The 26,205-nt window shown below is 72.9% G+C and carries 21 protein-coding genes; 11 read left to right on the top strand and 10 right to left on the bottom strand.

Features of this window, described 5'->3' with window-relative positions; all coding sequences use genetic code 11:
• Window positions 1–186 precede the first annotated feature (186 nt).
• Window positions 187–1,713 (top strand): NAD(P)/FAD-dependent oxidoreductase, encoded by a 1,527-nt coding sequence (locus IG84_RS0113580; protein ID WP_051861675.1) that lies wholly within the window; start codon window positions 187–189, stop codon window positions 1,711–1,713.
• A 173-nt stretch (window positions 1,714–1,886) separates the two neighbouring features.
• On the opposite strand, the gene IG84_RS0113575 is transcribed toward IG84_RS0113580, so the two are convergent.
• Window positions 1,887–3,371 (bottom strand): NsdA family TPR-like regulatory protein, encoded by a 1,485-nt coding sequence (locus IG84_RS0113575; RefSeq protein WP_031055571.1) that lies wholly within the window; start codon window positions 3,369–3,371, stop codon window positions 1,887–1,889.
• Window positions 3,372–3,797: 426 nt separating this feature from the next.
• Here IG84_RS0113575 and lipB point away from each other — a divergent pair, with 426 nt between their 5' ends.
• The 4 genes from lipB (at window position 3,798) to IG84_RS0113550 (ending at window position 6,949) form a co-directional block, all read left to right on the top strand.
• Entirely contained in the window at window positions 3,798–4,580 is a 783-nt protein-coding gene (gene lipB, locus IG84_RS0113565) for a lipoyl(octanoyl) transferase LipB (RefSeq protein WP_030256819.1), read from the top strand.
• 136 nt (window positions 4,581–4,716) lie between these two features.
• The gene (gene lipA / locus IG84_RS0113560; protein WP_030256822.1) at window positions 4,717–5,667 is read left to right on the top strand and encodes a lipoyl synthase; all 951 of its coding nucleotides are present in this window, start codon (window positions 4,717–4,719) and stop codon (window positions 5,665–5,667) included.
• 354 nt (window positions 5,668–6,021) lie between these two features.
• Window positions 6,022–6,243 carry an SCO2195 family GlnR-regulated protein gene (locus IG84_RS0113555; protein WP_031055567.1) on the top strand — a complete coding sequence of 74 codons (222 nt, stop codon included), beginning with the start codon at window positions 6,022–6,024 and terminating at the stop codon, window positions 6,241–6,243.
• A gap of 10 nt (window positions 6,244–6,253) precedes the next feature.
• Window positions 6,254–6,949: a DUF4191 domain-containing protein gene (locus tag IG84_RS0113550; RefSeq protein ID WP_031055564.1), complete on the top strand. Its 696-nt coding sequence runs from the start codon at window positions 6,254–6,256 to the stop codon at window positions 6,947–6,949.
• A gap of 80 nt (window positions 6,950–7,029) precedes the next feature.
• Here the strand turns inward: IG84_RS0113550 and IG84_RS0113545 are convergent, their stop codons facing one another.
• Window positions 7,030–7,497, bottom strand: coding sequence for an RDD family protein (locus IG84_RS0113545; RefSeq protein WP_031055560.1), 468 nt, complete (start codon window positions 7,495–7,497; stop codon window positions 7,030–7,032).
• A 283-nt stretch (window positions 7,498–7,780) separates the two neighbouring features.
• Between IG84_RS0113545 and glnA the strand changes: the two genes are divergently transcribed.
• Window positions 7,781–9,190, top strand: coding sequence for a type I glutamate--ammonia ligase (gene glnA, locus IG84_RS0113540; protein ID WP_031055557.1), 1,410 nt, complete (start codon window positions 7,781–7,783; stop codon window positions 9,188–9,190).
• A gap of 109 nt (window positions 9,191–9,299) precedes the next feature.
• On the opposite strand, the gene IG84_RS0113535 is transcribed toward glnA, so the two are convergent.
• From IG84_RS0113535 to IG84_RS0113510, 6 genes are all read right to left on the bottom strand, one after another.
• Entirely contained in the window at window positions 9,300–10,061 is a 762-nt protein-coding gene (locus IG84_RS0113535; protein ID WP_037800128.1) for a GNAT family N-acetyltransferase, read from the bottom strand.
• A 229-nt stretch (window positions 10,062–10,290) separates the two neighbouring features.
• The gene (locus IG84_RS0113530) at window positions 10,291–11,667 is read right to left on the bottom strand and encodes a hypothetical protein (protein WP_031055551.1); all 1,377 of its coding nucleotides are present in this window, start codon (window positions 11,665–11,667) and stop codon (window positions 10,291–10,293) included.
• Window positions 11,664–12,485 carry a hypothetical protein gene (locus IG84_RS0113525; protein WP_157848868.1) on the bottom strand — a complete coding sequence of 274 codons (822 nt, stop codon included), beginning with the start codon at window positions 12,483–12,485 and terminating at the stop codon, window positions 11,664–11,666. Before IG84_RS0113525 ends, IG84_RS0113530 begins: the two co-directional genes overlap by 4 nt.
• Before the next feature lie 119 nt (window positions 12,486–12,604).
• Entirely contained in the window at window positions 12,605–14,449 is a 1,845-nt protein-coding gene (locus IG84_RS0113520; protein WP_031055547.1) for a choline/carnitine O-acyltransferase, read from the bottom strand.
• Window positions 14,446–15,309 carry a class I SAM-dependent methyltransferase gene (locus IG84_RS0113515; RefSeq protein ID WP_051861673.1) on the bottom strand — a complete coding sequence of 288 codons (864 nt, stop codon included), beginning with the start codon at window positions 15,307–15,309 and terminating at the stop codon, window positions 14,446–14,448. The genes IG84_RS0113520 and IG84_RS0113515 overlap by 4 nt, the downstream gene beginning before the upstream one ends.
• A 90-nt stretch (window positions 15,310–15,399) precedes the next feature.
• Window positions 15,400–16,272, bottom strand: a complete 873-nt coding sequence (locus tag IG84_RS0113510) for a HalD/BesD family halogenase (RefSeq protein ID WP_031055544.1) — start codon at window positions 16,270–16,272, stop codon at window positions 15,400–15,402.
• Window positions 16,273–16,557: 285 nt separating this feature from the next.
• Between IG84_RS0113510 and glnII the strand changes: the two genes are divergently transcribed.
• On the top strand, window positions 16,558–17,586 hold the full coding sequence (glnII, locus tag IG84_RS0113505; RefSeq protein WP_031055541.1) for a glutamine synthetase: 1,029 nt from the start codon (window positions 16,558–16,560) through the stop codon (window positions 17,584–17,586).
• Window positions 17,587–17,911: 325 nt separating this feature from the next.
• On the top strand, window positions 17,912–18,472 hold the full coding sequence (locus tag IG84_RS0113495; protein WP_031055536.1) for a winged helix-turn-helix domain-containing protein: 561 nt from the start codon (window positions 17,912–17,914) through the stop codon (window positions 18,470–18,472).
• A 64-nt stretch (window positions 18,473–18,536) separates the two neighbouring features.
• Here the strand turns inward: IG84_RS0113495 and IG84_RS0113490 are convergent, their stop codons facing one another.
• Entirely contained in the window at window positions 18,537–19,385 is an 849-nt protein-coding gene (locus IG84_RS0113490) for a lysophospholipid acyltransferase family protein (protein ID WP_245659339.1), read from the bottom strand.
• Window positions 19,382–20,191 carry a GNAT family N-acetyltransferase gene (locus tag IG84_RS0113485; RefSeq protein ID WP_031055530.1) on the bottom strand — a complete coding sequence of 270 codons (810 nt, stop codon included), beginning with the start codon at window positions 20,189–20,191 and terminating at the stop codon, window positions 19,382–19,384. Before IG84_RS0113485 ends, IG84_RS0113490 begins: the two co-directional genes overlap by 4 nt.
• 396 nt (window positions 20,192–20,587) lie before the next feature.
• Between IG84_RS0113485 and IG84_RS0113480 the strand changes: the two genes are divergently transcribed.
• The 3 genes from IG84_RS0113480 to IG84_RS38890 all read left to right on the top strand — a co-directional run bounded on the left by IG84_RS0113480 (window position 20,588) and on the right by IG84_RS38890 (window position 26,191).
• Window positions 20,588–23,740, top strand: coding sequence for an alpha-N-acetylglucosaminidase (locus IG84_RS0113480; RefSeq protein WP_031055528.1), 3,153 nt, complete (start codon window positions 20,588–20,590; stop codon window positions 23,738–23,740).
• 131 nt (window positions 23,741–23,871) lie between these two features.
• Window positions 23,872–24,108, top strand: a complete 237-nt coding sequence (locus IG84_RS0113475) for a DUF397 domain-containing protein (protein ID WP_030256868.1) — start codon at window positions 23,872–23,874, stop codon at window positions 24,106–24,108.
• A gap of 100 nt (window positions 24,109–24,208) precedes the next feature.
• Complete coding sequence (locus tag IG84_RS38890; RefSeq protein ID WP_031055525.1) at window positions 24,209–26,191, top strand: hypothetical protein; 1,983 nt, start codon at window positions 24,209–24,211, stop codon at window positions 26,189–26,191.
• Window positions 26,192–26,205: the final 14 nt, after the last annotated feature.

Raw genomic sequence — 26,205 nt, 5'->3', positions numbered from 1 at the left:
CCCCGGGGGCCCTCCCCCACCCCACCCCCACCGCTCTTGCCGGCGGCATGCCTTGCAGGGCTTGCCGGTGGCATGGCTCTTGTGTGAGCCCGTGTGCGCCCTCTCGTTCGAATGTGTGGGTATCAGGGGTGCGTGCGAAGGGCATGAGACGTGGGCCGAAACCCCGGCCGACCCAGGGAGGGACCCGTGCCGCGCACCCCCGCTTCCCGAACCCCCTCGTCCCAGCCAGCATCCCCGGCGGACACCGTGGACGTCGTCATCATCGGTGGTGGAGTGGCCGGCCTGGCCGCCGCGCACCACCTCACCCGCGCCGGCGCCACCGTCGCCGTCCTGGAGGCAGCCGACCGCGTCGGTGGCCGCGCGGTCACCGAGGAGCTGGACGGCTTCCGCCTGGACCGGGGCAGTCAGCTCCTGGTCAGCTCCTATCCCGAGCTGACCAGAACCCCCGCGCTCGACGGCCTCACGCTGCGGCCCTTCGCGCCCGGTATGTGTCTGCACGATGGGCGCCGCGCGCAGCGCATCGGCGCCGTCCGGAGCACAAGGGTCGCACTGGCCACAGCGCGCGCCCTTTCGCGCGCCTCTGCACGCCCCTCGCCGCGCACCGGCGTCCGTATCCCCTCGCTCCCCGGTCCCCGCCTGCCATCGCCCGCCGGACCGCTGGGCCCGTCGCCCCGTCTCCCCTCACTCGGCGCTCCCCGGCTCCCCTCGCTCGCGGTCTCCCGGCTCCCCGGTCTCGGCACCTCTCGCCTGCCCGGCCTCGCGACCTCCCGCTTCCCCGGACTCGGCACCCCCCGTCTTCCCTCGCTGCGCGTCTCCCAGGGCACGCAACGGGCTTCCCGCAGCGCCTCGGGTCCGGGACGCGACCAGCCGGTCCACGACGTCCTCTCGCCCCGGGCCGCCGCGCTGCGTCCGTTGCTGACCGCGCTGCTCGGCGATCCCACGCTGCAAGGGTCCAGCCTCGGCGCCGCCCTCACCCTGCGCGCCTTCGCCACCGGGCGGCTGTGTCTGCCGGCGGGAGGTGCGGCGAGCGTCCCCGAGCTGCTCGCCGCCTCGCTGCCGCCGGGCACCGTGCGCACGTCCGTCCGCGCCGTCTCCGTCTCCACCACGCTCGTCACCACCTCCGATCAGCGTCAACTGCGGTGCCGCGCGGCGCTCGTGGCCACGGGGGCGCGCGACGCCGCTGAGCTGTTGCCGGGGCTCCGGGTCCCCGATTTCCATCCCGTGACCATGTTGCACCACACCGCCGACACCGCCCCGAGTTATCCACAGGCACAGGACGCGGCGCTGTTCCTGCCCACCGAGGGGCCGGTGGCGTACAGCTACGCGGCGAGCGCGGTCGACCCCTCGCGCACGCCGCCCGGCCGGCCGCTGATCACCACCGCGGTGCTCGGCTCCGCCGCCACGCTGCCCGCCGGCGCGCTCGACAAGACCGTCCGTCCGCAGCTCGAGCGGCTGTACGGGACCAGCGCCGACGGCTGGCGGCTGCTGGCCGCGCATCATGATCCGTACGCCGTGCCGGCCATGCCCGCGCCGCACGATCCGCTGCGCCCCGTACGCCTGCTGGCCGGGCTGTACGTCTGCGGGGACCACCGCGACACCGGCACGGTCCAGGGCGCGCTGCGCTCCGGCCGCCGGGCCGCGCGCGCCCTGCTGCGCGACTTCGGCATCCCGGCCCCCGACGACTCCCGCCACGCCCTCTCCGACGCCGCCTGAGACCGCCGGAGGCAGACACCCGGCACCGGCCCCGGCCCCGGCGCCGCCACACCGACCCCCGCCAGACCGGCCCCCGCCACGCCGGTTCCGCCACGCCGGTTCCGTCACGCCGCGGGGCCGGGGCGTCACACCCTCGCCCCGGCCCCGCCGCCCCGCTCCGTACCGTCCGCGCCTCAGCCCAGCGCGGTCACCTTGTCCCGGTACCCGCGTACGGGGGCGGCGTCCCGGTACGGCTCCAGCCTGCGTTCGAAGTCCCGTACGTACTCATGCACTCGTACGGACCGCATCTCCGCCGCCTGTACCGCCGCCTCGGCGCCCAGCGTGCACGCCTGCTCCAGTTCGCCCAGGCCCAGCCGGGCGCTCGCCAGCACCAGACGGCAGAGCAGCCGGCTGCGGGCGTAGCCCATGCCGCGCAGTTGCAGCGAGCGTTCGGCGTGCTGGGCGGCCGCGCGGTACTGCTGCAGATCGCGGTGGCAGTGCCCGAATTCGTCCGCGAGCTGGGCCTCGTCGAAGAAGCGCGCCCAGTGCGGGACCTCGTCCCCGGGGCGCGCGGCCTCCAGTGCGCGTTCGGCGCGGGCCAGGGACGCGGTGCAGGCGCGTACCTCGCCCAGTACCGCGTGCCCGCGTGCCTCGGCCGCGTGCAGCAGCGCCTGGACCAGCGGCGGGGGGCCGCTGCCGATGCCCTGCTGGGCCACCCGCGCCAGCTGGACGGCCTCCCGGCCGTGCCCGAGATATACCGCCTGCCGGCTCATCGTGATCAGGACGTAGCTGCCGTACGCGCGGTCTCCGGCGGCCTGGGCCAGCCGCAGCGCCTGGACGAAGTAACGCTGTGCGAGGCCGTGCGCGGTGATGTCGTACGAGGTCCAGCCGGCCAGCCGGGTCAGGTCGGCGACGGAGGAGAAGAGCCGCCGGCCGATGGCCTCGCTGTACGCGCCGCGCAGCATGGGCTCGGCCTCGTGTTCCAGGTAACGCACCAGTGCCTGGCGCGCGTGCCCGCCGCCGTACGCGTGGTCCAGCGTCCGGAAGAGCTCGCCGACCGAGCGCAGTGCCGCGATGTCGCCGGCCGTCACGCGGTAGCCGTGCGCGGGGTCCGGGCGCTCCGGGCGGCGCTGGCGGGGCACCCCGGTACGCAACTGTGGGGGCACCCGGGGGCCGGGTGGCTCGGGGCCCGGTTCGCCGCGTGCCACCCGTTCGTCGGCGCGTCCGATGAGCCAGTCGCGGCTGGGCACCACCAGGCCGGCCGGGGTGAAAGCGATCTTGCGCAGTTCGGCGTGGCTGCCGGAGTCCTTGCGCCACAGTCCGCTGACGATGTCGACGGCCTCGCCGGGGCTCGCGGCGAATTCGAGCCCCGCGTATACGGGTGCGCAGGCGTCCAGACCCAGGTCCTGCGCCGAGAGCCGGCGTCCGAGGCGGCGGGTGAAGACCTCGGCGATCAGTGCGGGGGTGGTACCGCGTGGCTGCTGGCCGCGCAGCCATCTGGTCACCGATGTCTTGTCATAGCGCAGGTCGAGCCCGTGTTCCAGCCCCAGCTGGTCCACCCGGCGGGCCAGACCGGCATTGGAGAATCCCGCCTCCGCGATCAGCGAGGCGAGTCTGCGATTGGGTGTGCGTTGCGGCGATCCCTCAAGCTGTGGGCCTGGGTCGGGTCGTTCCGTCATCAGCTTTACGGTCTCCTGCCTTCCGGGCCGCGCCGCCCGGGCCCGGTCGACACCGTCCGGCGCTTTCGCCCTCCTGGAACGGCGTGAATGTAGCGGCCCACGGAGGAGTTCCGGCCAGCTTCGCCCCGCGTTCATCCGATCGTGTGAGCACAGCGCTAATGGCCAACACAGACCCGGTAGGCCCCGCCGAAAGTCCTGCCCCGCACGTCCGCTCCGTACTGTTCGTCACACCTGCATCACCCGCGTCGCGACGGCCGCCACCGGCCGCCCGTACGGTCCCGCCACCGCCGCCACCTGCCGTCCGTACCGTCCCGCCACCGCCCGCATCCGGCCGCCGTACCGCCTCGTCACCGGCCGCCCTCGGGCGTTTCCGGGCACGGCCGTACAGTGGTGACGGGCGCGATGGATGCAATAAGAGGAGCCGCCATGAGTGAGCTGCGCTTTGTCCGGATGGGCTTCGGCGCCGACGCCGTGGAGTACACGACGGCGTGGCAGGAGCAGCGCCGGGTGCACGCCGCCCGGTTCGCCGACGAGGTCCCGGACACCTGTCTGCTGCTGGAACACCCGCCCGTATATACGGCGGGCCGGCGTACGGCCGACAGCGAGCGCCCCCTGGACGGCACCCCCGTCATCGACGTGGACCGCGGCGGGAAGATCACCTGGCACGGTCCGGGGCAGCTGGTCGGTTATCCGATCCAGAAGCTGCCGCGGCCGGTCGACGTGGTGGCGCACGTGCGCCGCCTCGAGGAGGCCCTGATCGGGGTGGCCGCCGAGTTCGGCGTGGAGACCTCCCGGGTCGAGGGCCGCAGCGGTGTGTGGGTGCTGGGCGATCCGATCGAGCAGCGGGCGGCCCTGGGCGGCCTGAATCTGGACTTCGATCCGCGCGTCAACGACGAGCTGTTCGACCCCCGGCTGAACGGCCCGGAGTACGCCCCGTCCAACGCCGGGCAGCGCCGCGAGGACCGCAAGCTCGCCGCGATCGGTATCCGCGTGGCGAAGGGTGTGACGATGCACGGCTTCGCGCTGAACGTGAACCCGGACAACACCGAGTTCGACAAGATCGTCCCGTGCGGCATCCGCGACGCGGGCGTGACCTCGCTCTCGAACGAGCTGGGCCGCGAGGTCACCATCGACGAGGTGCTGCCGGTCGCCGAGAAGCATCTGCGCGACGTCCTGGAGAACGCCGAGCTGCTGCCCCGCGCCGTCTGACCCGGCCCGCCGGCGCCCCTCACCAGGGGCCCTGCGGAATGCGACCCGGCCGCACCGGGTTGCGCAGCACGTAAAGACGTGCGAATCAACGGGCGTACCCTGGGTACGCCGAAGAAACGAAGCTTAGGGAGCCGGAGTGTCCGCTGTCGCACCCGACGGACGCAAGATGCTGCGCCTGGAGGTCCGGAACAGCCAGACCCCCATCGAGCGCAAGCCCGAGTGGATCAAGACTCGGGCGAAAATGGGCCCCGAGTACAACCACCTGCAGGGCCTGGTGAAGAGCGAGGGCCTGCACACGGTCTGCCAGGAGGCGGGCTGCCCCAACATCTTCGAATGCTGGGAGGACCGCGAGGCGACCTTCCTCATCGGCGGTGACCAGTGCACCCGCCGCTGCGACTTCTGCCAGATCGACACCGGCAAGCCGCAGGAGCTGGACCGCGACGAGCCGCGCCGGGTGGCCGAATCCGTACAGACCATGGGTCTGCGGTACGCCACGATCACCGGAGTGGCCCGGGACGACCTGGACGACGGCGGGGCCTGGCTGTACGCCGAGACCGTCCGCCAGATCCACGGCCTGATGCCCGACACGGGTGTCGAGCTGCTGATCCCGGACTTCAACGCCGAGCCCGACCAGCTCGCCGAGGTCTTCTCCTCGCGCCCCGAGGTGCTCGCGCACAACGTGGAGACGGTGCCGCGGATCTTCAAGCGGATCCGCCCCGGCTTCCGGTACGAGCGCTCCCTGAAGGTCATCACGGAGGCCCGCAAGGACGGCCTGGTGACCAAGTCGAACCTGATCCTGGGCATGGGCGAGACCCGTGAGGAGATCAGCGAGGCGCTGCAGGACCTGTACGACGCCGGCTGCGAGCTGATCACGATCACGCAGTACCTGCGCCCGACGGTGCGGCACCACCCGGTGGACCGCTGGGTGAAGCCGCAGGAGTTCGTCGAGCTCAAGGAGGAGGCGGAGGAGATCGGCTACGCGGGCGTCATGTCCGGGCCGCTGGTCCGCTCCTCGTACCGGGCCGGCCGCCTCTACCAGCAGGCGATGGACAAGCGCGCGGCGGACGCGGAGCGCCCGGCGGTCTGATCGCCTGCCGGCAGGCGGTGTGATCGCCATCGGGAAGCGCCCGCATGGTGAACGGCTGGTCGTCGTGCCACGTCGATCACCACCGGGCGCCACCCGTCCGCATGATTGCCTGCGGATTCTTTGCATTCGCGAGCGGCCCTTTCGGGCCCCGACGATGTGAATCCCGGCACACGCCGGACGGCGCGGCCCGTATTTCTCCCAGGCGGGAGCGGTACGGGCCGCGCCGACGTTTCATGGGCGTTTGACCGTACGGTCATCCGTTGGTAACACCTATCCGTGACGCTTTCAGTGACGATGGATGCACGCACCGTTCACACTCCCGCTGTTCCCACCACCCCGAAGGGGACTCACGCCATGCAGGCCGCGCCCGCACCCGTCCGCGCCACCGCTCTGCCGATCCCGTCCGTCACCGGCGCCCTGCGCGCCGTGGAGTCGCTGCTGATGCGCAATGGTCAGCGCACCGCCCGCCGGAACGCCTGGACCGCGGTCCTCGAGGACCGCCGCCGCGCCGAGGACCGGCGGGCCGCCCAGCACGTACTGGAGGCCGCGGCGACCCGGAGCACCTCGGCCACGTAAACTTCCGTACATGGCGAGGAAGGAAAACGCAGACACTGCGAACCAGGGGCGGCTCAAGCAGATCGCCCTGACCTACAAGATGACCCGTCGGGTCGACTCCAAGGTCGGTCTTGTCGTCGCGGGCGTGGGCATCGTCGTATTCGGCGTTCTCCTTGCCATCGGCTTCCTGATCGGCCACCCCGTGTACGCGGGCATCCTGGGCTTCCTGCTGGCCTTCCTGGCGATGGCGATCATCTTCGGCCGGCGCGCCGAGAAGGCCGCCTTCGGCCAGATGGAGGGCCAGCCGGGTGCGGCGGCCGCCGTCCTGGAGAACATCGGCCGCGGCTGGTCGGTGACGCCCGCCGTGGCGATGAACCGCAACCAGGACGTCGTGCACCGCGCGGTCGGCAAGCCCGGCATCGTGCTCGTCGGCGAGGGCAACCCGAACCGCCTCCGTGGCCTGCTGGCCGCGGAGAAGAAGCGGATGGCCCGGACGGCCTCCGACGCGCCGGTCCACGACTTCGTGGTCGGTGACGGCGAGGGCCAGATCCCGCTGAAGAAGCTGCGTACGACGCTGCTGAAGCTGCCGCGCACGCTGACCGGTCCCCAGGTGACGGCCACCAACGACCGGCTGAAGGCGCTCGGCGACCTGATGAGCAACATGCCGGTACCGAAGGGGCCGATGCCCAAGGGTGCGCGGATGCCGAAGGGCGGCCGCATGCGCTGAGGCGCGCCCCTCTCCGCCGGACGACACGAAGCGGCCCGGGACCTCGGTCCCGGGCCGCTTCTCTCTGTGTCCGCGTCGTCTCAGATGCGTACCTGGACCGCCCGCGCCAGGCGGTCGTGCAGGCCGCGGCCGTCGCGGTCCCAGATCGCGGCGGGGATGACGATCATCAGCGCGACCGTGCGGACCAGTACGCGGGGCAGCGACAGCCGGCCGCCGCCCTCGGCGACCACGCGCAGGCCGAGCAGCCGCTTGCCGGGAGTGAAGCCCACCGTACCGACGGTCAGCACGCTCAGGACCAGGAAGACCAGCAGCGCCCAGTTGCTCGCCGCGTTCGCCTTGCCGCCGCTGAGCAGCCCGTACGCGATGAGCATGCACAGCGCCCAGTCGATGAGCAGGGCCACGAACCGGCGGCCCGGCCGGGCGACGGAGCCGGAGCCGTGCTCCGGCAGTCCGAGCTGCTGCCCCCGGTAACCGAAGTCGACGCCCATGTCCTCGGCCGCCGCGCGGGGCCCGGAGAGCCACGATCCCATTGCTTGCCTGTTGTCCACCCGTCCACGGTACTGCGACCGCATACATTTCCCGCGGGGCGGGGCGGCGGAAGCGGATGGGCGGCGGCCACCCCGCCGTACGGGGTACCCGGCCGTCCCGGCACGCGGCCGGAGCGCCACGACGAGCCACTGCCGCCGCGCGCCGGTTAACCTGGGCGAAACAAATGGGTCATGCTTGGGAAATCCCGCCTACCTATGGTCGGGCGAGCGCGCCACCGCACATGGTCGCGATCCGAGGAGCAACCCCGAGCCGCCGACCGGTGACCGGGCTAGGAGGAGTTGGATGTTCCAGAACGCCGACGAGGCCAAGAAGTTCATCGCGGACGAGGACGTCAAGTTCGTCGACGTCCGATTCTGCGACCTGCCCGGTGTCATGCAGCACTTCACGGTACCGGCGGAGGCGTTCGACCCGACCGAGGAGCTCGCGTTCGACGGCTCCTCGATCCGCGGCTTCCAGGCCATCCACGAGTCCGACATGGCGCTGCGCGCGGACCTCACCACGGCCCGTGTCGACCCGTTCCGCCGGGACAAGACCCTCAACGTCAACTTCTTCATCCACGACCCGATCACCGGCGAGCAGTACAGCCGTGACCCGCGGAACGTGGCGAAGAAGGCCGAGGCGTACCTCGCCTCCACCGGCATCGCCGACACCGCGTTCTTCGGCCCCGAGGCCGAGTTCTACGTCTTCGACAACGTCCGCTTCCAGACGTCGGCGAACGAGAGCTTCTACCACATCGACTCCGAGGCAGGCGCCTGGAACACCGGTGCGGTGGAGAACAACCGCGGCTACAAGGTCCGCTACAAGGGCGGCTACTTCCCGGCCCCGCCGGTCGACCACTTCGCCGACCTGCGCGCCGAGATCTCCCTGGAGCTGGACCGGGCCGGCCTGAAGGTCGAGCGCCAGCACCACGAGGTCGGCACGGCCGGCCAGGCGGAGATCAACTACAAGTTCAACACGCTGCTCGCCGCGGCCGACGACCTGATGCTCTTCAAGTACATCGTGAAGAACGTCGCCTGGCGCAACAACAAGACCGCGACCTTCATGCCCAAGCCGATCTTCGGTGACAACGGCTCCGGCATGCACGTCCACCAGTCCCTGTGGTCCGGTGGCGAGCCGCTCTTCTACGACGAGCAGGGCTACGCGGGCCTCTCGGACACCGCCCGCTACTACATCGGCGGCATCCTCAAGCACGCCCCGTCGCTGCTGGCCTTCACCAACCCGACGGTGAACTCCTACCACCGCCTGGTCCCCGGCTTCGAGGCCCCGGTCAACATGGTGTACTCGCAGCGCAACCGTTCGGCCGCGATGCGTATCCCGATCACCGGCTCGAACCCGAAGGCCAAGCGCGTCGAGTTCCGCGCCCCGGACCCGTCCTCCAACCCGTACCTGGCGTTCTCCGCGCTGCTGCTCGCGGGCCTGGACGGCGTGAAGAACAAGATCGAGCCGGCCGAGCCGATCGACAAGGACCTGTACGAGCTCGCTCCCGAGGAGCACGCGAACGTCCAGCAGGTCCCGACCTCCCTCCCCGCGGTCCTCGACGCCCTCGAGGCGGACAACGAGTACCTCCAGCAGGGCGGCGTCTTCACCTCGGACCTGATCGAGACCTGGATCGACTACAAGCGCACCAACGAGATCGCCCCGATCCAGCTCCGCCCGCACCCGCACGAGTTCGAGCTGTACTTCGACATCTAAAGAGCACCGCCTCTGAAGAGCACCGCTCTTGTACCGAGGGCCGTCACCCCGATCGCGGGGTGACGGCCCTCGGCCATTGCTGCTGCCGGCGCTTCAGTACGTGATCAGGTCAGTGCGCGGTCAGGTGTCCCGAGACGCAAGGGTCCTCGTTGCGGTAGCCGAGGCGGGTGTAGAGGCGGTCGGCGGGGGTGTTGTCGGCGAGTTGCCAGAGGGTGCAGAAGCCGTGGTGGCGGACGGCGTGGCGGGTGAGCCAGGAGGTCAGGGCCGCGCCGAGGCCCTGACCGCGCTGGGTGGCGTCGGTCGCGACGGAGGCCATCAGGGGTGCGCCGCTGTCGCGCAGGCTGCTGAGGGCGCCGCAGGCGACGAGCCGGCCGTCGGCGTTGCGGATGCCGGCCCACAGGCTGACGTCGGCGGAGCCGGGGCCGGTGGAGTGGGCGGGGCTGTGCTCGGTGAGGAAGGCGAGCAGCTCCTCGTGGTGGGACTCGTCCAGGGCGATGACGCGGTCCTCGCCGCGCTGGACGGGCGGTGCCTCCACGGTCCAGCGGAAGATCCACTCGACGATGTCCGTCACCGGGAGATGGCGGCCGACCAGGGCCTCGGTGCCACGGGGGCCGGTGAACTCCCGTACCCGGTCGGGCAGGGCCAGGGCCGCGCGCAGGACGAGGCCGGCGGCGGCTTCCGGCTCGCCGACGGACCACACGTGGCCGCGGGCGTCGTCGAGCCAGGCGGCGGCGCCGTCAGCGGTCCAGCTGATCCGGTCGGCCGGGCGCGGCCGCGCGGCGCCGAAGCGCAGCAGGGCGGCGCCGGTCCGGCGTTCCAGGCCCTGGGTGAACAGGTCGGCGGCTCGGGGAGCAAGAGTCGTTGCCTGCATCGCTCTCTGGGAAGGTCGTCGGTAAGCCGACATTCCGGACACGCAGGGGCCACGGCCGGAAGGTCTGGATTCAGGGAGGGGTCCCCGGCAACGGCAGCGCACGCGCGCGCCCGGCCCACCGGGAGCGCCCACTGTGACATACCGCCCCGGGGCCGGGGCAAATCCGGCACCGGCCCGGCCCACCTGCGAGAAGGCGGTCGGCCAGGAAGGCGCCCGGGAAGCTGATGAGTCAGTCGAGCAGGAAGAGGCTGGTGCTGTTGCCGGTCTCGCGGTACACGACGAGGTCGTCGGGCGGCGGTGCCCCGGAGACGACGAACGGTCTGCCGTTGTCGGTCAGGGTGTGCTCCGTGACCTTGCCGGCCCGGTCGGTGAGGCGCAGCCGTACCGTGAAGGAATAGTCGGCGTCGCCCGGTTCCACCCCGAAGAACAGCGGGGACCCGCCGACGGGGGTCCCTTCCGGGCGGGCGAGGTCCAGCTCCCTTCCCGTCATGACCGGGAGGTCCGTACCGGGTGCGGCGCCCGTCAGGTACACGGCCGTCTCCTCGCGCGTGCGGTCGAGGTCCTGCTGCCAGTTGTCGGCCAGGCAGGCGTAGCCCGTGCCGCCGCGCCGCGGCTCCGCCTTCTCGATGTGCAGGCTGACGTCCGCCGTGAGGGACTGCTCGGTGCGGGAGGCGACCTGTGCCACGAAGGTGCTGTGCCCGGTGTGCCGGCCGCCCGCGGCGACGAGTGTGCGGTACATGCGTACGCAGGGCACGCCCGGTACGTCCAGGCCGCCGGCGATCCGCCGGACGGCGGGGACCTCGTGGTCGGTGGTGAGCTGCCAGGGTGCCTGGGAGCCGGGGGTCAGCCAGAGCCCGCGGGCGGAGAGCCGGTGATCGCCGACCGTGCCGTTGTGGGGCGCCCGGGCCAGCGGAATGTTTCCGCCGCCGTACTTCCACACCTCCCGGTCCGCGTCCGTGGCGACGGGCGGGACCGGAGGGGCGAGGGTGAACGGCTTGCCGCCGTCGTCGATCCGCAGCTTTCCGGGCTTCCCGTTGTCGAGCACGTCCAGTTCGATCCACCACTGGCAGGAACAGCTTCGGGTGCGGACCCGGACGAAGCCGCCGGCGGTGCCGCCCGGGCGCACGTACTGGCTCAGGGGCCGGGCGGACGGCGGACCGTCCAGGCTCTGCTGGGTGCGCAGCTTCATGCCGTAGCCCAGGACGGAGCCGCGGGTCTCGGAGCACGCCACGTCCCGGCCTTCCGGCTGCGGGAGGCGCTTGCCCTTGATCACCTTCACGCCGCGTATGAGCAGCGCCCGGTCGGCCGGTGCCGCGACGGTGAAGGCCGCGGTGGCCGTGCCCCGGGGCACCGCGGCGCGCTCGCTCGCCCAGGCGTGCAGCGGGAGGCAGCCGCCGGCCGGGTCGAGCAGCCGGCGCGGCACGGCGCGCCGGGTCGGTACCGTCGCCGCCCAGCCGCCCGACTCCCCCAGGACCGAGCGGCCGAGCACCTGGACGTCCGGGCCGCCGCCGAGCGTCTCCGCTCCGCCCGTCCCGGCTGCGGTGAGCGCGCCCACGACGGCGCCGGTCATGATCGCGGCGAGGAGCAGGAGGGCGCGGGGTCTCATGACCGGACCCAGGTGTTGGTGTTCTCGTCACAGCGGTAGTGCGTCGCCCGCTTGTTCACCGGGCCCAGCGCGAACGGCTTTCCCCCGTCGTCCACCCGGAGCGTCCCCTTCGTCGTGCCCTGGGTGTAGTGGATCTCGATGACGTACGTGTAGAACGTGGGCCCGGCCTTCACCCGTACGTCGAAGATCGCTGGTTCGTCCTGCTTCGCGAGCTGGATCTGCTCGGCGGGATAACGGCCCACGAGCTCGTCCCCGTCGTACTCCTCCGCCTCCTTGTCCGCACTCCCCAGGTCCAGCCGCACCCGGGTGACGCCCGTGCTGCCCTGGGCTCCGCCGCACGAGAACGAAGGGCCCGACGGGACCGGCTTCTCAGCGGTCGGCACGGCCCGCACGCCCGTGATGACGACCGGCGACTTGGCGAAGTTCATGAGCGTCAGCCGGATGCGCATCATGCCCGCGTAGCTGCCGCCGTCCTTGACGAGGGCGTCGAACTGGCCGTCCGCGTCGCCGGCGGCGAGCCCGAGGTCGTCGAGGTCCACGGAGTGCGGCATCGCCACCGTCCGTACATCGCGGGTCTTGTCCCACCAGACCTGGGACTCCGCGTGGAGCCCGCGGCCTCCCGGGATGTCGCCGGCGCTGGTCCAGGTGTCGAAGTAGTTCGTGACCAGTGCCGCCACGAGGCTGCTGATCACGATGCCGGCGAGGGCCAGCCCCCAGGTGCGTAACCGCTGGAACCGGGCGCCGCCTTCCGGCGCCTCCTCGCCGTCGGCCCCCATGGTGCCCGCCGTACCTGCCGGTCGTTCCCGTTCCTCACTCACGCGTCCCCCTTCCGCCGCACCGGTAACTCTGGTGCCGGAAAAGGTTCTACCCGCAGCACGAGGGCCGCCACCCCCGCGCGGGTGGCGGCCCTCGGTGCGGCAGGAGGTGACTCCCCCTGTCACTCCCCCGTCAGCAGCTCCCGGAGTTCGGTGACCGCGGTGCGGAGGTGGTCCGCGAAGGCGTGCATCTGGCCGGCGACCGCGCGCGGGGTGCTCAGATAGAGGTTGAAGCGGTCGGGCAGGAGGACGTAGGCGATGCCGATACAACGGCTGCTCGTGGAGCCGAAGCCGAAGTACTGGATGTGCTCGGACGGCGCCGAGCTGGTGCTCAGGTAGTCGTCGCGCATCGTCAGCCAGCCCGGGGAGCGGTAGAGCGCCGGCTGTTCGGTCACGCCCAGGTCCGCGCCGCGGCGGCGCTGGATCAGCTCCAGCTCCCACAGGTGCTGCTCGGGCGCCTCGCCCGCCTGGCACTCCTTGGCGCGGGTGACATGGGCCGCGGCGGCGGTGCGGAAGGCGGCACGGCGGGCCTCCGCGTCGGCCGCCGGGTCCTCCATGGCGGCCACGAACGCCTGGATCTCGGGGGTGACGACGCGCATGGCCTCGGTGCGGCCGCGCCGCCACTGGCGGGTGGCGATCGACTCGTACGTGGCGCCCAGCCGGCCCTTCGCGCGCTGGTGGGCGAGCTGATAGGCGAGCTGTACGAAGGCGTCGGGCGAGGTGCGCAGCGCCTTGGCCGCGGTACTGCCGAAGTCCTCGAAGGACACCGTCTGCGTGGCGGTGTCCGCGCCGTACTGGGCAAAGGACTCGGCGGCGGCGCGGGCCCTGGCCTGGAGGGCGTCGTCCAGCTCGAAGACGACCGGGGCGATCTCGGGGCGGCCCTGGGAGCGGGCGCCGGAGAGCCGGGAGTGCTCCCCGGCGGGGGTGCCGAGGAGGGTGTCGACGAAGCTGAGGATGGTCGTGCCGTCCAGGCCGCAGTGCTCGACGTTGATGCCGGCCCTGCCGTCGGCGAAGACGACGAAGGAGACGGCCTTGTCGAACCAGCGGTTGCCGCGGTCCCCGTAGAGCAGCTCGTCGCAGGTCTCCTGGGTGTCGGCGGGCGCGAAGTCCTCCAGGCAGACACAGAAGAGGGCGGTCTCCACGGTGTCGAGGGCTGCGGCGTTGCCGGGGTGGTAGGCGAGGAGGTCGTCGCGGGCGGCGGCCCATTCGGCGCGGGCCATCGTGGTGAGGTGGCCCACGGACGTGCCCGGTGCCGCCGGCTCCGCGCCGGCCTTCACCACGGCGGCCAGCCCCGCTTCGAGGTCGGCGAGGCTGTGCGGGGTGCCGTCCGCGCCCAGGACGTCCATCCGGTACATCGCTCCCCGGAAGAACACCACGATGTGGCGCGCGTCGGACGGACCCGGCCACTCCTCGGAGTAGGGGTGGCGGACCGTGTCCTGCTCCGCGCCGGGGATGCGGGTGGTGGAGAAGAGGTACTTGTTCTGCTCCATGGTCTGCGGCGCCCCGCGCAGCACCACGGGTGGGATCTTCTCCTCGTCGAGCTGCTTCTTGTAGGCGACGGCCGAGGCGATCAGCCCGGCCGCCCGTTCGGCCTGCGGCTGCCCGGTGTCCTGGAAGAGGAAGAAGAAGTTGGCGTTGAGGGCGATGCGGTCCCGGCGGCCGAGGTAGCGGTAGGGCCAGAAGGTGTCGAGCCAGCTGTGCACGCCGGGCGTGCGGTCGTACCCCGCCAGCGCCGCCTGCAGGACCGGGCCCGGGCCGTCCGGGCGGCGGAAGGCGGCCACCTCCGCCTCGGTCGCCGCCCGCTCCTCGGGTGTCAGCAGCGGCCCGCACCAGGCGAGGAACCGCTCACAGCTCTCCTCCAGCGAGGGCAGCGGCACCCGCGGCAGGGTGTCCTCGTGGGCGAAGGTGGGGGTGGTGGGGGCGGCGGTGGCCGGGGTGGCGGTGGCCGTGCCCTGACTGGGGTTCAAAGCTGCTCTCGATTCGGGTCGTGAGGATCATGGGACCGGAGGCGTCCTGCCGGGCCGTACGGCCGGGAGACGTAGAGCTGTGCGTACAGCCAGCCTTCCGCTTCCAGGCCGGTGGCATCCACTCCGGCTGCCGACATCGTGTCCAGGACGAGCGCCTGCTCCTCGGGGGAGGCGAACCGGCGCTGCTTGTGCATCCCGTCGACGCGGGTGGTCTCGTAGCCCAGGGCTGCCAGCGCCCGCTCGACCGGGTCGAACGGGAACATCCGCAGGACGAAGTGGGCCATCCAGGGCCGGTGGCCGCCCTGCGCGCGGACGACGCGGGTGAGGGTGCGTTCGGTGACGTAGCCGATGCAGCCGGTGGAGAACACCAGGTCGGCGCCGGACAGCAGGGCGCGCTGGTCCGGCGTGGGGTCGTGGTTCTCCAGGTCGGCGTGGACGGTGCCGTCGAGGAAGCCGGCCTCGCGCGCGTAGGCCAGCGCGTTCTCGGAGGTGTCGAGGCCGACGAAGCGGGTGGGCCGCGCGGGCCGGCGGGCGCGGGACAGCTCCCGGTCCCGGGCGAGCAGCTCCTCGCGCGTGAGCCAGGCGGCCGCGTCGCCGCCGTAACGGGCGTACAGCTCGTCCATGGCCACGTCGTACTTCAGCAGCGCGGCGTTGATGCCGTACGAGCAGCCGATGTCGACGACCTTGGGCACGGCCACCCGCCGGTCCTCGCGGTACTCCTTGAGGAGCTTGGCGAAGTACGGCTTGGCGAGCTGCGGTACGCAGTAGTCGAGCGTGCGCAGCACGGTGAAGTACGCGCGCGGGTCGGGCTGCGTGTAGATGTGGTCGAGCGAGACTTTTCCGGTCGTGTCGAAGCGCACGGGGTTGCTCCTCCGTGGATCGCGAATGGGAAAACGTCCTGCAACGTGCTGCGGGGCGCCCGGGTCACAGGGAGGATGCCCCGCGACGGCTCAGTCCAGCAGCTCGTCCCCCCGCACGGCGCGGCCCTCGGCCGCCGCCAGGTGCTCGGGCAGCACCCGGCCGAAGAGCTGGCGGGTGCGGGCCACGCTGCCGATGACGCCGGGGCGCTCGCTGTACGCGAAGATCGCCGAGTGGCGGGCCGTGCCGCCCCCGACGGGGCTGACGCGGTGCAGGGAGTAGCGGCCCTTGAAGAGCTGGAGGTCGCCGGTGTGCAGCGGGAGGCGGCGGATCAGCCGCTCGCCGCGCCCGGCCAGGACGTCCCGTACGTCGTCGAAGTGCTCGTCCTTCGCCGACCGGATGTTCGGGCAGTACTCGAAGGCGCCGCCGGTCTCGGGCTCCTGGGTGAGCAGGGAGACGGTGAATTCGTTGGTGTCGAAGTGCCAGGGGTGTTCCCGGCCGGGCGCGACGACGTTGAGGACGAGGCCGGCGAGCGGGTCGGCGAGCTCGTGCAGCTCCGCGAGGCCGAAGCAGCGGGCGACGAAGGAGCGGAACGCGCCATGGGCGTAGAGCCGGCTGATCAGGGCGTCGGCCGGGATGCGGTCGCGGGCGACGAAGGCGTTGCCGCGCTCGAAGGTGGTGCGGCCGGGGTGGTCGGCGGGCAGGTCCGGGTGCACGGCGGTGTTGTAGACGTTGACCGTCTCGACGTCGAAGTAGGCACGTGGCGCGAGGGCCGCGCACTCCTCGCGCAGCGTGTCGCGCAGGGCCGGGCGGATGAAGTCCGGCAGGACGGTGCAGCCGGTCGTGGCCAGCTCGTGGCGGGCGCGGGCGGTCAGGGCGAGGCCCTCGGCGCCGTCCGGATCCGCCAGGGGATAGCGGGCCGTATCGACCATCTGGTCGAGCGTCGTGGCTTCGAGTGTGCTCATGCGATCCTCTCCACGCGTGCGGGTGGGCGTGCCAACTGTACGGAGGAGTAACGCAGTTGAACGTGTCACAGTGTCGCAATGTTGTCTGTGACACGTCACACGGCGCGTTCACGCATACTGATCGGCCATTTCGGGCCGGTCCGGCCAGGGGCCGCATGGCGTGCGTCACAGCAGGCCCGAGTAACACGGGGTTCACATTCGAGCAATGGACGGGAAACGGCCCGTTGCGAAGGTGCATGAGTACGCCCGCACGCGTATTCGTACCAAACCGCAGGAAGGGCCCCCGTGACCATCAAGGCCGAGTACATCTGGATCGACGGCACGCAGCCGACCGCCAAGCTCCGCTCGAAGACGAAGATCCTCTCCGGGCCCCGTGAGCTGGCCGAGCTGCCCGTGTGGGGCTTTGACGGTTCCAGCACCAACCAGGCCGAGGGCCACTCCTCCGACCTCGTGCTGCAGCCCGTCTTCTCCTGCCCGGACCCGATCCGCGGCGGCGAGCACATCCTGGTCCTGTGCGAGGTGCTCAACACCGACATGACCCCGCACTCCTCCAACACCCGCGCGCTGCTGCGCCCGGTCGCGGAAAAGTTCGCGAACCAGGAGCCGATCTTCGGCATCGAGCAGGAGTACACCTTCCTCAAGGGCAGCCGCCCGCTCGGCTTCCCCGAGGGCGGCTTCCCGGCCCCGCAGGGCGGCTACTACTGCGGCGTCGGCGCCGAGGAGATCTTCGGCCGCGAGATCGTCGAGAAGCACCTCGACCACTGCCTCGCCGCGGGCCTGGGCATCTCCGGCATCAACGCCGAGGTCATGCCGGGCCAGTGGGAGTTCCAGGTCGGCGCGCTGCCGGCGCTGGAGGTCTCCGACCACATGTGGATCGCGCGCTGGCTGCTCTACCGCACCGCCGAGGACTACGGCGTCACCGCGACCCTGGACGCCAAGCCGGCCAAGGGCGACTGGAACGGCGCGGGCGCGCACACCAACTTCTCCACCAAGGCGATGCGCGAGGGCTACGACGCGATCATCACCGCGTGCGAGTCGCTGGGCCAGGACGGCAAGCCGCTGGAGCACGTGAAGCAGTACGGCACCGGCATCGAGGACCGTCTGACCGGCGCCCACGAGACCGCGCCGTGGGACCAGTACAGCTACGGCGCGTCCGACCGCGGCGCCTCGGTCCGCATCCCGTGGCAGGTCGAGCGGGACAAGAAGGGCTACATCGAGGACCGCCGCCCGAACGCGAACGTCGACCCCTACGTGGTCACCCGCCTGATGGTGGACACCTGCTGCACCGCTCTGGAGAAGGCCCTCCAGGTCTGATCCCCCGCGGTCAATTCGCAAGAAGGGCGCCCCGCTTGAAGCGGGGCGCCCTTTGCGTATGTACGGCGGGGCGCTCTGTGCGTATGACGAGCGCACGAAGGACAGATCACGCCCCGTCTGGTTCAATAGGGGCATGGCCAGCCTCACCGAAACCTCGACGGGTCGCACCGACCTCGAGCCGTTCTGGCCGTCCCGGCAGGATCACCTCTTCGACCGTCTGTGTTGCCGCGCGCACTGAGCGCGGGCCCGCAACGCACCCAGACAGCAGCCCTGCCCGCGCGCACGACGTCCCCCGACGCCCCACTGCGCGAAAGAGCTGACCTCGATGACGCACGTACGATCCCTTTCCGCTGCCGCCCCGACGGCCACCGTTCCCGCTCCGCCCCGGCTGCGTGCCGTGGCCCCCGACGAAGTACCGCCGGTCGCCGACCTCCTGGGCGCCGACGCCACCTGGCTGCCGGCTCCCCAGCACACCCTCCCCGAGCTGCCGGGCCGCCCCCCGATGGTCGGCTACCTCGTCCTCGTACCGGCCGGCTCCGCACCCCGTCCTGAGCCCCAGCCGGCGCCGGAGCCCAAGGCCCCCGCGACCAGTTACGGCGAGGGCGGCGTCCGGGTCGACCCGGAGCGCCGCACGGTGCACGTCCAGGGCCGTCAACTGGATCTGACCTTCCTGGAGTTCGAGCTGCTGGCGCATCTGGTGGCGCACCCGCAGCGGGTGCACACCCGCGACCAGCTCGTGACGACGGTGTGGGGTTACGGGCATGTCGGCGACGGCCGCACGGTCGACGTCCACATCGCCCGGCTGCGCCGCAAGCTGGGTGCCGGGCACCGCTCGTCGATCGTGACGGTGCGCCGCGTCGGCTACAAGTACGTACCGGTCTCCTGACCGGGGACGGGCGGGGCCCGGCCACTACGGCCGGGCCCCGCTGCCGTCCGTCCCCGCGGCCCTCTTACGCGTGCGCGGCCGGCTCGGCGCGGTGGCGGCCGAGTACCACCGCCTGGGTCGCCGCCGCCAGCTCCCGCCGGTCCCGCCGGCCCGGTATCAGCGGCGGATGCACCGTGACCCGGGCCGTGAGGGCGCCGGCCACCAGGACGCGGCGGAGCGAGGACGCCAGGTCCTCCTCGCCGACGAAGGCGGGCACCGTGGAGGGCGCGCCGTGCTGGAGGTAGCGGACGGTGACCGGGCGGACCGGCGCGCCCGCGTCGATCGCCGCCTGGAACGTCGCCCGCCGGAAGCCACCCTCGGTCGCCGAGCACCACGTCGTGGCCTGCGGGAAGACCACCACCGAGCGGCCGGCGGCGAGCTCCGCCGCGAGGTCGGCCACGGCCTGCGGGAGGCCGCGCGGGCTGCTGCGGTCGATGAAGCGGGTGCCGGCGCGCCGGGCCAGCGGGCCCATCACCGGCCAGCCGCCGACCTCCTGCTTGGCGAGCATCGTGACCGGCTCGACGGCGAGCAGCGCGAGGATGTCCAGCCAGGAGATGTGGTTGACCACGACGAGCGTGCCGGGGCCGCCGGTCGGCTCGCCCGCCACGCGCAGCGGCGGGCCGTCGTGGACCAGGCCGACGCCCAGCGCGCCCAGTGCGGCGCGGGCGTGCCGCCGCAGCCGCTCCGGTTCCGCGAGCCGGTCACGGTCGGCGGCCGCGCGCAGCAGTACGTGCGCGAAGGACGCGGCGCGGCGCGCCGTCCCGGCGAGCGGCACCCGGGGCGCGGCGTGGTCGATGCAGCCGGACGTGCAGGTGGAGAGCACGTCCCAGAGGCTCGTCCGCGCGGTGCCGGGTACCGCGGCCTGGGCGCTCACCGCTGGTCGCCCAGGAAGAACCGGCGGTACCGCTCGCCGAGCCGGTCCATGTCCAGGACGACGAAGAAGTCGGCCACGTCGAACTCCGGGTCGTGCGCGGGCGCCCCGCAGATCCAGGCGCCGACCCGGAGGTAGCCGCGGAGCAGGGGCGGGAGCTGGGTGACGGCGGGGCGGGCCGCGGCGGCCACGTCGGCGTCCGGCAGCCAGGGGCGGTGCGGGCGCACGCGCAGCTCTTCCGGGGCGGCGTGCCTGGAGCGGCCCAGTTCCCAGGTGGCCGCCGCGCAGGCGCCCCCGTCTGCGAGCGGTACGGACGCGCAGCCGACGAGGTAGCGGTGGCCGGAGAGCAGGGTGTACCGGGCGAGCGCGGCCCACATCTGGTTGATGACCGCGCCGGTGCGGTGGTCGGGGTGGACGCAGGAGCGGCCGGCCTCGATGAGCGAGGGGCGCAGCGCGTGCAGCCCGGACAGGTCGAATTCGCCGTCCGAATAGAGCCGCTCGCTGCGGCCGGGCGGCAGCAGCCGGTAGGTTCCCACGACCTCGCCGGTCGCGGTCTCGGTGACGATCAGGTGGTCCACGAGGTCGTCGTAGTCGTCGATGTCGTGGCCGGGCAGCGGGGAGTGCAGGGTGGCGCCCATCTCCTCGCCGAAGACCTGGTGGCGCAGCCGCTGCGCGGCGCGGATCTGCGCGGTGGAGTCGGCGATGGAGGTGGTGTACGCGACGGGGGCGTCAGGGGTGGGCGCGTCCGGGGTGGGCCGGGCGTGCGGGAAGGCGGTCGTCGTAGGCATCGACGTGGGCATGACAGACATGACAGCTCCGTCCGGGTGAGCGGGGAACCGCACCGGCCGTCGCGGGGACGGCACCGGCCGGCGGGCACGGCGGTCGTGACACAGTGGCGGCGCGGGGCCCGGGGAGACCCGGCCGCCCAGCCGACTTTTCCCCCGCCCGGCGCCCCGTCGCGTGAAGCCCAGAAGGAGCGCGGGTAAGAACCCGCCGAACACTGGCCTCGAAGGGCCGGGGTCACGCTCGGCACAGCAGCCACGACGGCCGTCGAAAACGCGCCGGAATCCCTCTCACTCCACCGGCCCACAGCGGCGACATTCGGCGCGTTCTGGTCGTATCAACATCCTTGGAGATGGGCTGACGGCCCGTTAGCGTGACCCCTCGCACGTAACCGTTGATACTGCCGAGCAGTGGGGGCATGCGTGAGCCACGTCACAAGACGCAACGTGTTGGGTACCGCGGGCGCCCTGGGTGTCACGGTCGCGGTCGGCGGGCATACCCCCGCCATGGCCGCCTCCGCCGTGCCGGGGCCGGCGCGCCCCGCGGGCCCGACGAGCCGCAAACCCCCCGCTGCTCCCTTCGACACCGCACCGGCGCTCGCCGCGCTCAAGCGCCTCCTCCCCCACCACGCCGACCAGTTCCACCTCATTTCGCTGAAGCGGGCCGCGGGCACCGCCGAGCGGTTCCTCGTCGCCGGTGCCCCCGGCCGCATCGAGGTCACGGGCACCAGCCCGGCCGCGATCCTGACCGGCGTCAACTGGTATCTGAAGTACACCTGCCAGGCGCACATCTCCTGGGCCGGTGAGCAGCTCGACCTCCCCGCGAAGCTCCCCGCACCCAAGCGCCCGCTGGAGCGCTCCACCGCTCTCGCCCACCGCTTCGCGCTCAACGACACCCACGACGGGTACACCGCGCCGTACGCCGACTGGGCGCACTGGGAGCGCACGATCGACGTCCTGGCGCTGCACGGTGTGAACGAGGTCCTGGTCACGGCGGGCTCGGAGGCCGTGTACCACCGGATGCTGCAGGATTTCGGGTACTCCGACGCCGAGGCGCGGGCCTGGCTGCCGGCGCCGACGCACCAGCCGTGGTGGCTGCTGCAGAACATGAGCGGCTACGGCGGCCCGGTCAGCAAGGAGCTGCTCGCCAAGCGGACCGCGCTGGGCAAGCGGATCGCCGACCGGCTGCGGTCGCTGGGGATGCACCCGGTGCTGCCGGGCTACTTCGGCACCGTCCCGGACGGTTTCGTGAAGCGCAATCCCGGCGCCAGGGTCGTCCCGCAGGGCAACTGGGCGGGCCTGAAGCGCCCCGACTGGCTGGACCCGCGGACGACGGTCTTCGAGAAGGTGGCGCAGTCCTTCTACCGGCACCAGAAGGAGCTCTTCGGGACCGTCAAGCACTTCAAGATGGACCTGCTGCACGAAGGCGGCAACCCGGGGGACGTCCCGGTGCCGGCCGCGGCGAAGGCCGTGGAGCGGGCGATGCTGGCCGCCCACAAGGACGCCACGTGGGTGATTCTCGGCTGGCAGGAGAATCCGCGGCGGGACCTGCTGGACGCCGTCGACCACAAGCACATGCTGATCGTGGACGGCCTCTCGGACCTGGAGACGGTCGAGGACCGGGAGCAGGACTGGGGCGACGTGCCGTACGCGTTCGGCACGATCCCGAACTTCGGCGGCCGGACGACCATAGGGGCCAAGACCCACATGTGGGCCGAGCGGTTCACGACGTGGCGCGACAAGAAGGGCAGCAAGCTGGTCGGCACGGCCTACATGGCCGAGGCCGCCGAGCGGGACCCGGCCGCGTTCGAGCTCTTCAGCGAGCTGGCGTGGCGGGAGGAGGCGGTGGACCGCGCGGCGTGGTTCGACGGGTACGCGGACGCGCGGTACGGCGGCCGGGACGCCAAGGCCCGGGCGGCCTTCGCGGCGCTCCGGGAGAGCACGTACGAGATCAGCAGCAAGGACGGGCGGCCGCACGACTCGATCTTCGCCGCGCGCCCGTCGCTGACCGCCCGCTCCGGCACGTACTACGCCACGCACACGCCCGCGTTCTCCTCCGCCCGGCTCGACGCCGCGTTCGCCGCGCTGCTGGCGGTCCGGCCCGCGCTGCGCAACAGCGACGCGTACCGGCTGGACCTGACCGACCTGGGCCGGCAGGCGCTGGCGAACCGTTCCTGGCAGCTCATCCCGCAGCTCCAGGAGGCGTACCAGCGCAAGGACCTGGCCGCCTTCCGCGCCCTCGCCAAGCTCTGGCTCCAACTGATGCGGCTCAGCGAGGACATGACCGGCGCACACCGGCACTTCCTCCTCGGGCCGTGGCTGGACGCCGCCAAGCGGATGGCGACCGGTGCCACGGAGGCGGCGCAGCTCGAGCGCACCGCGCGAGTGCTGGTCACCACGTGGGCGGACCGGCCCACCGCGGACGGCGGGAAGCTCGCCAACTACGCCAACCGCGACTGGCACGGCCTGATCGGCGACTTCCATCTCCCGCAGTGGCAGCGGTACTTGGACGAGCTGGAGGACGCCCTCGCCGGAAAGCGGAAGCCGAAGGCGTTCGACTGGTATGCCATAGAGGAGCCGTGGACGCGGGAGCGCAAGAACTACCCGCTGCGGCCCACCACGGACGCGTACCGCACCGCCCAGAAGGTGCACGACGTGCTCGCCAAGGCGCCGTACCAGGGGCGGGTCGTGGTCACCGCCGAGCCGGCCGCCATGGAGCCGGGCGGCGCGACCACCGTCACCGCCACCCTGCACAACGTCAGCGGGCTGCGGGACACCGGCCGGGTGGACTTCGCGCTGAGCGGCGTGGACGCCGAGGACCGCGGCCCCGTCTCGCTGCCGTCAATACCGGCCGGCGGCAAGGGAGACGTCGACTGGCGGGTCGCGGCGCCCGCCGAGCCCCTGACGTCGCCGCTGAAGCCGATGCCGTACGAACTGACGGTGAGTTACGGACCGCAGGGCGAGACGGCGGTCTCGACGGTGCGTACGGGGTCGCTCTTCGTGGCCGGGCCGCTGGACGAGGGCTTGCGCACGGTCACCACGAACGAGGCGGTTTTCGGCCAGCTCGACGGGCGGTTCGCCATCGACGGGGCGGGCGCCGACCTGTGGAAGGCCACCGCCGAGTTCGGTGCCGTCTACCGTCCGGGCGCGCTGCGCGCAGGTGGTTCGGTGACGGTGAAGGTGACCGGGCAGACGGCCACAGGCCCCTGGGCGCGCGCCGGGATCGCCGTCCGCAACAGCCTGGCGGAGGCGGACTCGGCGGGGTTCGTGAACCTCTCCGTCACCCCGGACAACGGAGTCGCGCTGTCCTACGACACCGACGGCGACGGCATGCTGGACCGGTACGAGCGGGTCACGGGCGTCAAGACCCCGGTGACGCTGCGGCTTTCGCGGGAAGCGGGCGGCGCGTTCAAGGGCGAGTACTCCACGGACGACGGTGACACCTGGCGCACCGTCGCCACCGCCACCGTGCCCGGCGCGGCCGCCGCGCAGGACGCGGGGCTGCACATGTCGGCGGCCAACAACGGCTCGGGCGCCCGCGGCCGGGTGGAGTTCGACGGCTGGCGCACGGACTGACCCGCGGCGCCACGGCAGGGCCCCGGACGGCACACGCGCTGTCCGGGGCCTTGCCGTACGCTCCCCGCGGCCGGTCCGCGCGGCGTACGCTGACCTCCGTACCGACCGGGCTATCGCGAGGAGTGCACCGCATGAGTGCCGCAGCCGAGAAGGAGTGGCTCTACGCCCTCGACATCTCCGACGCCGTCTGGCAGCGCGCCCCCGGCGACGCCGAGGAGGCCGTGGAGATCGCGTTCCTGGAGCGCGGCGCGGTGGCGATGCGCAATTCCACCGACCCCGACGTGGTGCTGCGGTACACCGAGGGCGAGTGGCGCGCGTTCGTACTGGGCGCCCGGGACGGCGAGTTCGACCTCGACCGGCAGCGCTGAGCGGGGGCCGCGGCGCACCGCGGCTCCGGACCGGCCGCGCCCCGGCCGGTCCGTCCGATGGTCAAAGTGACCATCCGAAGAATCACTCGTTCTACGGAACGTGGAACAGCAGCAGGCAATATCCCCGCCACCGGACCGCACCTCCCCGCTGGGCGTCATCGACGTCGAGCAGGCCGAAGCCGTGCTCGTGGAGCACTACCCACGGCTGGTGCGGCTGGCCTATCTGGTGCTGCCGCCCCGGCTCGGCCGCAGCCGCCGGGTCCTGACCGCGCACGCCGTCACCCAGCGCGCACTGCCCCGGCACCGCACCGACGTCGCGGAGAGCGCGCTGCCCGCGCAGCGCCCCGGCGCTGACGGGCGGCCCGCGCCGGACCCCGCGTACGCCTTCGTGCGCCAGCGGGTGCTGCGCGCGGCGCTCGCCTCGGGCCGTCCCGCGCTGCGCCTCGGCCCCTGGCGGGTGCCGCTGCCGCACCTCCCGCCGCCGCTCCCCCAGGTCTGGGGGCTGCGGCTCTTCCCGCGCTCCGGCGGCGCCGACGAACTGGCCCTGGACCAGACCCTGTCGGCGCTGTCGGCCCCGGCCCGCGCGGCGTACGCGCTGCGCGGTCTGGAGGGGCTCGGCGACCGCGAGGTGCGGCGGACGCTGGCGGCCGCGGGCGTGGCGGAGCCGCGGGACGCGCTGGCCGAGGCGGACGGTGCCGCGGCCCCGGCGGGCAGCCGGGACGGCTCGCTGCTGGACTCCGCCGAGTTCGACCCCTGCTCTCTGCAGGCCCGGCCGACGGACCTGATCCGGCGACGGCAGCATGTGCGTGCCGCGCTGGCGGCGGGCGCCGCGGCGGCGGTGTGCGGGGCGCTGCTCGCGCTGCCGGGCGACGGCTGGGGACGGGACGGTGCGGCGGCGCCCCCGTACGCCCGCAACGCTGCGGCCGAACGAGCCCTGGATCCGGGCGAGTTGACCCGCGCGCCCGATCATGCCTGGGTGACCGCGGTCCGTACGGACTTCTCGGCCTGGCCGGCGCGCGGCGGCCGGACGCACGACAATGCCCTGCTGCGCCGCGCGCTGGCGGCCTGGGCCCGCCCCGGCCCCCGGGTACAGGTCTCCGCGACGCCCGGCACGCCGTCCGGGCCCGCCGCCGGTCCCGCGCAGTTGTTGTTCGCGGGCGTGGTGGACCGGGCGGCCGTGGTGCTGCTGTACGACGGGCTACGGGTGGCGCGGTACGCGGAGTCGGCGGACGGGCCGGGCGGCGGCGCGGCACTGGACTTCGCACGTACGGACGGGGCCGACGCCGCGGGGTCGGCGGCGCTGGTGGTCAGCCGCACGGACGGCAACGTCCGCTATCTGACGGCCCCTTGGGTGCGCAAGGTCGCGCTCGCCGACCTGACCGGCGGTCCGGCGGAGCGGGCGGCCGCGCTGGGCCGCACGGCGGACGGAGTGACGGACCCGGCGCCCGCGCCCGCGCGCGGCGCGTCCTGCGCCCGCTGGCCCGCGCTGCGGATGGCCGGGCACCTCTACACCGACCTGGGCGAGCTGACGCCGGCGCGGCTGACGTACGGCGCTCCGGGCCGCGCGGGCGAGCCGTCGGGCGACGCGGCGCTGACGGCCTGGGCGCGCACGGCCTGCCAGCTCTCGGCCGTGCGGTCGCTGGGCGTGCGGAGCGTGAACGCCTGGGAGTACGCGCGCCAGCGGCTTCCGGAGCACGGCGGGACGGCGGCGTGGCTGTGCACGCGGGCCGAGACCTGGCGGGGGCCCGGGAGCCGGACGATGGCGCAGTTCCAGGCGCCGGTGGCGGACGGCGCGTCCGGGGCGCGGCGGTACCCACCGGGTGCGGTGGCGGCCCGGACGGAGGGCGGCCGGGCCTGCGGGCCGCGGTCGCCGCACGCGCTGGCCGGGGTGCTGTGGAAGTCGGCGGCCGGGCACTGGTGGCTGGTGGCGGCGGGCAGCGCGGACCTGCGCAAGGTGACGGCGGGCGGCGGGGTGAGCGGCCGTACGAAGGGCCGGCTGCTGGCGGTGCGCGCCGAGGCGGGCGAGCGGGCCCGGCTCACCGCACGGCTGCCGGACGGCGGGCGGCTCACGGCGCTGCACTGAGCGGCCCGGGGGCC

The organism is Streptomyces ochraceiscleroticus (assembly GCF_000720485.1).
GTDB classification, from domain to species: Bacteria; Actinomycetota; Actinomycetes; order Streptomycetales; family Streptomycetaceae; genus Streptomyces; species Streptomyces ochraceiscleroticus.
The sequence above is the reverse complement of the archived record's forward strand: the minus strand, read 5'-3'. Positions and strand labels throughout refer to the sequence as shown.